Below are 7,370 nucleotides of genomic sequence, written 5' to 3'. Positions count from 1 at the left end.
TAAGTATCATTATAATACTTATTAACGCTAATATATGTAAAATCTTAATTTATAGTACTTTTTTATATAAAAAAAAGTATTTTGAATGGCAAAAAGTAATTCGTTCCTTACTTCTATTATATATGGTTTCTAAAAAGTAAGTAAAATTATTTTTATCTTTAAAGGATGGTTATAGTTGAAGAAAAGGTACAATTTTATTTTAGAGAAAAGAAAAAAAACTTAACACTATACTTACCCTAAAAAACAAAACCTACTGATTTTAAGTAGGTTTTGTTTCAAAATGTGACCCAGAGAGGACTCGAACCCCCAACCCTCAGAGCCGAAATCTGATGTTCTATCCAGTTGAACTACTGAGTCTATGAATTTTATTAAGCTAGTTTAGCTTTTACAATTGCTGAAATTGTTTTCCCGTCTGCTTGTCCTGCTAATTGCTTTGATACAATTCCCATTACTTTACCCATATCCTTCATCCCGTCTGCTCCAACATCTGCAATGGTTTTCTCTACAATATTCCCAATTTCTTCCTCACTTAAGGCCTCTGGTAAAAATTGTTCTAAAACAGCTGCTTCTGCCAATTCTGGTTCTGCTAAGTCGTTACGCCCTTGCTCTGTAAACACAGTAGCACTATCTTTACGTTGTTTTACCTGCTTTTGAATAATTTTTAATTCTTCTGCTTCGGTAAGTTCCCCTGCTCCCGCTTCGGTATTTGCTAGCATAAAAGCTGATTTCAAAGCTCTTAAAGCTGTTAAAGCTATGGTATCTTTAGCCTTCATAGCTTCTTTCATTTTATCCATTACCTGTTTTTGCAAACTCATAATTTTATATTTTTAAAGTATTAAAAAAATCCCGAGTTATCGGGATTTTAAAAATAAGTCTTATTCTTTTATTAATCTACATTATCGTGTAAAAACGAGTTGTTAGCGCGTAATAAGTCGTTGTTATCTGTATTCAATGCTGTATCTGACTTACTAATATCAGAACCTGCATCAATATCAACTCCTAATCTTTTATACGCTGGTTGACGTTCAATTTCGTCTATGTTTTTACTAACCTGGTCGTTAAACTTGTAGTTAAAACCTTTCATTTTTTCACGTCTTTCTTGTGCTCTTTTTTGCAATTCAGAAATTGTTAAGTCTAACGGAGAAACTTCTTCGCTTGAAGTGTTTATGTTATTAATTTCTTCTTGCGTTTTAGATTTTACCTCAAATTGCAACTCTTCTTCCACCTCTTCTTTAATAGTAGGAGTAGAACTTTTACCAATGGTTGGTTGTGCGCTAAAATCGTCTAATACATAACGTTTTTCAACTTTATGATACTTTACTTCTTCGGCTTTTACTTCAATATTTTTTATCTCGTTAGTTGTTTCAACTAAATGAGAAGCTGGTGTTATTTCTTCGTAAGAATTTAAGGGCAAATCAAACAACAAATCTTGTTGAGTTGGTTGTTCTTTTACTTCTTCTCTTTCTTCTACTTTAGGTTCCGCAATATTGGTGATGATAAAATCGTCTTCAGAAACGGTTTCTATTGCAATTTCATCATATACTACCTCTATATTTTTTAGTGCTTCTGTGGTAGGAATAATCTCTGATTTAGGTTCAGGCTTTTCTTCCTCTAAAACATGAATCACTTTATTTGATGGTGTATTTTGTATAGGCTCGTCAATTGCTGTAGAAGTTTGTACTTGTTGATCTCCAAAGTTATAAGTTGCCTTTTGTTCATCTTCTAGGGTATGAACTATTTTCTTTACTTCTGTATTGGTAATATTTCCTTGTTGATCTGCTGCAAAACCTGTAGCCACAACGGTTACTGCTATTCCATCTTCTAATGATTCGTCTTCTCCAATACCCATAATAATATTGGCATCGTAACCTGCTTCATCCTGAATATAGTCATTAATTTCACCTATTTCATCTAGGGTAACTTCATTACCTCCAGAAACGATTAATAACAATACGTTTTTAGCTCCTGTAATTTTATTATCGTTTAACAAAGGTGAATCTAATGCTTTTACAATGGCATTTTTAGCTCTGTTAGCTCCTGTTTCTTTCGCAGACCCCATAATTGCTGTACCACTATTTGACAATACCGTTTTTGCATCGTGTAAATCGATATTTTGCTTGTAGTGATGTGTAATTACCTCTGCAATCCCTTTTGCTGCGGTTGCTAATACTTCATCAGCTTTAGAGAATCCTGCTTTAAACCCTAAGTTACCATAAACTTCGCGCAGTTTATTATTATTGATAACAATTAATGAATCTACATTATTACGTAACTCATCAATTCCTTTTTGAGCTTGTTTTGAGCGCATTCTTCCTTCAAATTGAAATGGCATAGTAACGATTCCTACCGTTAAAATATCCATGTCTTTAGCAATTTTAGCTATGATTGGAGCTGCTCCTGTACCAGTACCTCCTCCCATACCTGCGGTGATAAACACCATTTTAGTATGTGTACTCAACATTTGTTGAATTTCCTGTATACTTTCAGCTGCTGCTTGTGCTCCAATTTCTGGATTTGCACCTGCTCCTAACCCAGAGGTTAAGTGTGCCCCTAATTGAACTTTATTAGGTATCGGACTGTTTTCTAATGCTTGTGCATCTGTATTACAAATTACGAAATCTACTCCGTGAATTTGTTTACTATACATGTGGTTTACTGCGTTGCTTCCTCCCCCACCAACACCAATTACTTTAATGGCATTCGATTGTGTTTTTGGCATGTCGAATGAAATGTTATCAAATTCTGCGCTCATAATAACTTTTCTTTTTTATTAATTCTTATTCAATTTTACACTCCTTTTTAGGGGATTAATCAGGAGTATTCTTATATATACTAATTACTCTGCGTTATCTAAAAATTCTTTGAATCGTTCGGTAAACTTATCAAAAAACGATTTAGATTTTTTCGCTTTGTGTTCCTTCTCTTCTTGGATTTCTTCTATTATTTCTTTTTCTTCCTCAATTATTTCTTCTACTAACGCCTCTGGCGCTTCTTCAACAATTACTTTTTCTTCTACTTCTTTTTGTAAACCTTCCATTAACAACCCTACAGCAGTTGCAAATGCAGGGCTCGACAATACCTCATCAGAGTCTCCTGCTAGGTGTTCATTTGGATACCCAATACGAACGTCCATTCCAGTAATATATTCTACTAACTGGCGTAAATGTTTTAATTGAGCTCCACCCCCAGTTAATACAATACCTGCAATTAGTTTTCCTTTTTGAGTTTCGTGCCCATAGTTCTTAATTTCTAGGTACACATGTTCAATAATTTCTTGAACTCTCGCATGGATTATTTTTGATAAATTTTTAAGCGTAATTTCTTTAGGTTCTCTTCCTCTTAATCCTGGAATAGAAACAATTTCTGTTTCTTTATTTTCTCCTGGCCATGCTGAACCAAACTTAATTTTTAATAATTCTGCTTGTTTTTCTATTATGGAACAACCTTCTTTAATATCTTCAGTAATTACATTTCCTCCAAAAGGAATGACTGCTGTATGACGAATAATTCCGTCTTTGAATATCGCTAAATCTGTGGTACCTCCACCTATATCAATCAATGCTACACCTGCTTCTTTTTCTTCTTGACTTAATACTGCTGATGCTGAAGCCAACGGTTCAAGGGTAATATCAGAAAGATTCAATCCTGCACTTTTAATACACCTGCCTACGTTTCGAATAGAAGATACTTGACCTACGACTACGTGAAAGTTAGCTTCTAACCTTCCACCATACATTCCGATGGGCTCTTTTATATCTGGTTGACTATCTACTTTAAACTCTTGTGGTAATACATGAATAATTTCTTCTCCAGGCAACATAACCAGTTTATGTACCTGGCTTACTAAGTTTTCTATATCCGTTGCATCTATTACTTCTTCAGACTTTTCTCTTGTTATATAGTCGCTATGATGTAAGCTGCGTATGTGCTGACCAGCAATACCTACTACAACATTTTCTATCTTATATCCTGAAATACTTTCTGCTTCTTCAGCTGCTTGCTGAATAGATTGTATGGTTTGCGTAATGTTATTAACTACCCCACGTTTTACACCTAAACTTTTCGCTTTACCAATACCTAAAACTTCAAGCTTACCGTATTCGTTTTTACGACCAATCATGGCAACAATCTTGGTTGTACCAATATCTAAACCAACTGCAATTTTATTGTTTTCCATCTTGATTTTGTTTTGTGCACACAACTTGGTTGTGGTATTTTACATTTATCGCTTTATAGTTATTAATGGTTTTGTCTGTAAATGCTTTGTTGTAAAAAGCTGTTAGCTTTTTAAACTTCATTGATGCATCTGTTAACTCTCCAAAAATTATCTTATAATCACCACTACGAACTGTAAATATGTATTCGTTTTGGGCGTCTCTTTGAATAGCAATAATTTCTTTAGCGAAAAAACTGTTGCTATTTATGGTCTTTATTAACGTTGTTAATTCGTTGATTTCTTCTGGCTCCCTTACTCCTAAAACTAATGGTACTCTTGCCGAAAAATTTGTTGATAACGGAATTTTCACCCCATACTTATCAACATAAAAAGAGTTATCTTTATCAACAATTCGAGCTATCGGTGTTCGTTGTTTTATGGTAGTTTTTAACACCCCATCTACAGTTAAAAACACAGCTGTTTTTTCAACATACGGATTCGCCGAAACATTAGCCTCTAGAAAGTGTAAATCTACCAATCTTTTTGGTTGGTTTTTAACAAATTCATTATTTTGTATTAACAATTTATCAACCATACTGTGTGTCAAAAAGTTATTGTCACCAGCAGCAAACTCCACCACGGTATTTTGTACCTTTTTTGCTCCATTTCTACTGGTTGTAAAACCATATAAAAACACCAAAAACATCAACAGCAAGAAAAAAGACAGATATGTTGCTAATTTTTTCATTCTATTTTTTGTGCTTTTCTTCTAGTTTATTTTTTACTTCATCCACTAACAAACCAATATCTCCTGCTCCTAACATTGCCACTATTTTTGATGCTGATTTTACAATTTCGTCACTTAATTTTTCCTTAGACACTACCTTTTTAGTATCAATGGTTATTTTTTCTAATAACCAATTAGAAGTAACTCCTTTTATTGGCAATTCTCTAGCTGGATAAATATCTAATAATAGTACTTCGTCGAACAATGATAATGCTTCAGCAAAATCGTCTACAAAGTCTCTAGTTCTACTAAATAAGTGTGGTTGAAACACAGCCAACACTTGTTCTTTTGGATACATTTCTCTAACAGATTGCACTACCGCTTTTATCTCAGTTGGATGATGCGCATAATCGTCAATCAATACTACATCTTCTGTTTTTATTTTATAAGAAAATCTACGCTGTACCCCTTTAAAAGTTCCTAGCTGTTTTTTAATTTTTTCTAATGACACTCCATAAACATCTGCAATAGCTAATGCTGCTAAAGCATTCATCATATTATGGTTTCCTGGTAAATGAAATGCTATATTTTTAATTTCTGATGTTGGTGTTTTTACATCAAAAACATATTTACCTTCTTCTATTTTTACATTATAGGCTTTGTAGTCTGCTTCCTCATCAACGGCATATGTTAACCCTTCTAATGGCAATCCTTTTGCTACAATCAAGGTATCAGAAACTTTACCTGCAAAATCTCTAAATGATTGCTGTAACAATTCATTTTCTCCATAGATATCTAAATGATCTGCATCCATAGAGGTTACACAGGCTATATTAGGTGATAATTTTAAAAACGAACGATCAAACTCATCAGCCTCAACAACTGAAACTTCATCACCTCCTAAAATTAAATTTGAATTGTAGTTTTCTGCAATGCCTCCTAAAAACGACGTAGCTTTTTCAGGTTGCATAATGTGCCCTAAAATTGAAGAGGTTGTTGTTTTTCCATGCGTTCCTGCTACCGCCAAACAAAAAGTGTTTTTGGTAATTTCTCCTAGCACTTCTGCTCTTTTCAAAACGGTATATCCGTTCTCTTCAAAATAATTTAATTGTGAGTGATTTTTAGGAACTGCCGGGGTAAACACTACCAATGTTTTTTCTTTATCTAAAAAAGAAATTGGAATGTTCTTGACAGCATCTTCAAAATGGATTTCAATTCCTATTTCTTCTAAACTCTTAGTAACAGGTGTTGGTGTTTTATCGTAGCCTGCAACCAACTTCCCATTAACAGAAAAGTAGCGAGCTATAGCACTCATTCCTATTCCGCCAATACCTATAAAATAAACGTTATGTATCGTTTTTAAATTCACTAACTAATTAATTTTTCTATTTCGTTAACGATATGACTGGTTGCATTTGGCAATGCCAGTTCATTAATATTTTCACTTAAACTTTCTTGCTTCCCTTTGTCTTTTAGCAATGTTTCTAATACGACAGGAAAAGTATCTAATTCACTCTCTTTAACGACTAAAGCTCCGTGCTTGTTGGCTATCGACTTTGCATTTTTTGTTTGATGATCTTCTGCCACATTTGGTGATGGAATAAAAATAGTGGGTTTTCCTACAATGCATAATTCCGATACCGAACTTGCTCCTGCTCTCGACACGATAAAATCTGCGGCAGCGTAGGCCAAATCCATTCTATTCAGAAACTGATGTACCTGAACATTTTCTAGCTCATCATACTTTTTATACTCCTCATAATACAATTTACCACATTGCCATATTAATTGAACTTCTTGTTTTTTAAAGAACTCTAAATTTGCTTCAACTAACTGATTTATCTTACGGGCACCGAGGCTTCCTCCTAATATTAAAATTGTTTTTTTTGAGGTGTCTAATTCAAAAAACTCTTTTCCTTCTTCTATTTTTGTATGAATAAATAGCAAATCTTGACGAACTGGATTTCCTGTTTTTATAATTTTATCTTCAGGGAAAAAGCGTTCTAAATTATCGTACGCAACACATATTTTTTGTGTTTTTTTTCCTAACAATCTATTCGTTATTCCTGGGTACGAATTTTGTTCTTGAATTAAGGTTGGTATCCCCTTTCTATTAGCAACTAACAATGTTGGCCCACTAGCAAAGCCTCCTGTTCCAACAGCAACATCAGGTTTAAATTTTCGTATAATTCGATAGGCTTTCCATAAGCTGCTTATTAGTTTAACAGGAAACATTAAATTTTTTAAGGTCAACTCTCTTTGAATCCCTGAAATCCACAGTCCTTTAATTTCATATCCTGCTTGTGGAACTTTTTCCATTTCCATCTTATCTTTTGCACCAACAAACAAAATATTAGCCTCTGGGTAACGAACTTTTATTTCGTTAGCAATTGCTATTGCAGGATAAATATGACCTCCTGTACCTCCACCGCTTATTATGATATTAATCGATTGTTTCATACAATTTCTTTTATTTTAATATTATGG

The 7,370-nt window shown here is 33.7% G+C and carries 6 protein-coding genes and 1 tRNA gene; all 7 read right to left on the bottom strand.

Annotated elements, in window-relative coordinates; all coding sequences use genetic code 11:
- Window positions 1-283: 283 nt before the first annotated feature.
- Window positions 284-357, bottom strand: a tRNA-Arg gene (locus ACN0WY_RS05110).
- A gap of 11 nt (window positions 358-368) precedes the next feature.
- The gene (locus ACN0WY_RS05105; RefSeq protein WP_417799708.1) at window positions 369-815 is read right to left on the bottom strand and encodes a GatB/YqeY domain-containing protein; all 447 of its coding nucleotides are present in this window, start codon (window positions 813-815) and stop codon (window positions 369-371) included.
- Window positions 816-886: 71 nt separating this feature from the next.
- The gene (ftsZ, locus tag ACN0WY_RS05100; RefSeq protein ID WP_417799707.1) at window positions 887-2,752 is read right to left on the bottom strand and encodes a cell division protein FtsZ; all 1,866 of its coding nucleotides are present in this window, start codon (window positions 2,750-2,752) and stop codon (window positions 887-889) included.
- Between the two features lie 84 nt (window positions 2,753-2,836).
- Window positions 2,837-4,177, bottom strand: a complete 1,341-nt coding sequence (gene ftsA, locus ACN0WY_RS05095; RefSeq protein WP_330488424.1) for a cell division protein FtsA — start codon at window positions 4,175-4,177, stop codon at window positions 2,837-2,839.
- Window positions 4,164-4,904 carry a cell division protein FtsQ gene (locus tag ACN0WY_RS05090; RefSeq protein WP_330488425.1) on the bottom strand — a complete coding sequence of 247 codons (741 nt, stop codon included), beginning with the start codon at window positions 4,902-4,904 and terminating at the stop codon, window positions 4,164-4,166. The genes ftsA and ACN0WY_RS05090 overlap by 14 nt, the downstream gene beginning before the upstream one ends.
- A gap of 1 nt (window position 4,905) precedes the next feature.
- On the bottom strand, window positions 4,906-6,252 hold the full coding sequence (gene murC / locus ACN0WY_RS05085) for a UDP-N-acetylmuramate--L-alanine ligase (RefSeq protein ID WP_417799706.1): 1,347 nt from the start codon (window positions 6,250-6,252) through the stop codon (window positions 4,906-4,908).
- Complete coding sequence (murG, locus tag ACN0WY_RS05080; RefSeq protein WP_417799705.1) at window positions 6,252-7,343, bottom strand: undecaprenyldiphospho-muramoylpentapeptide beta-N-acetylglucosaminyltransferase; 1,092 nt, start codon at window positions 7,341-7,343, stop codon at window positions 6,252-6,254. The genes murC and murG overlap by 1 nt, the downstream gene beginning before the upstream one ends.
- Between the last annotated feature and the right edge of the window lie 27 nt (window positions 7,344-7,370).

Source organism: Tenacibaculum sp., assembly GCF_048269885.1.
GTDB lineage: Bacteria > Bacteroidota > Bacteroidia > Flavobacteriales > Flavobacteriaceae > Polaribacter.
Note: the sequence above shows the minus strand (reverse complement) of the source record. Positions and strands in the feature narration are given on the sequence as shown.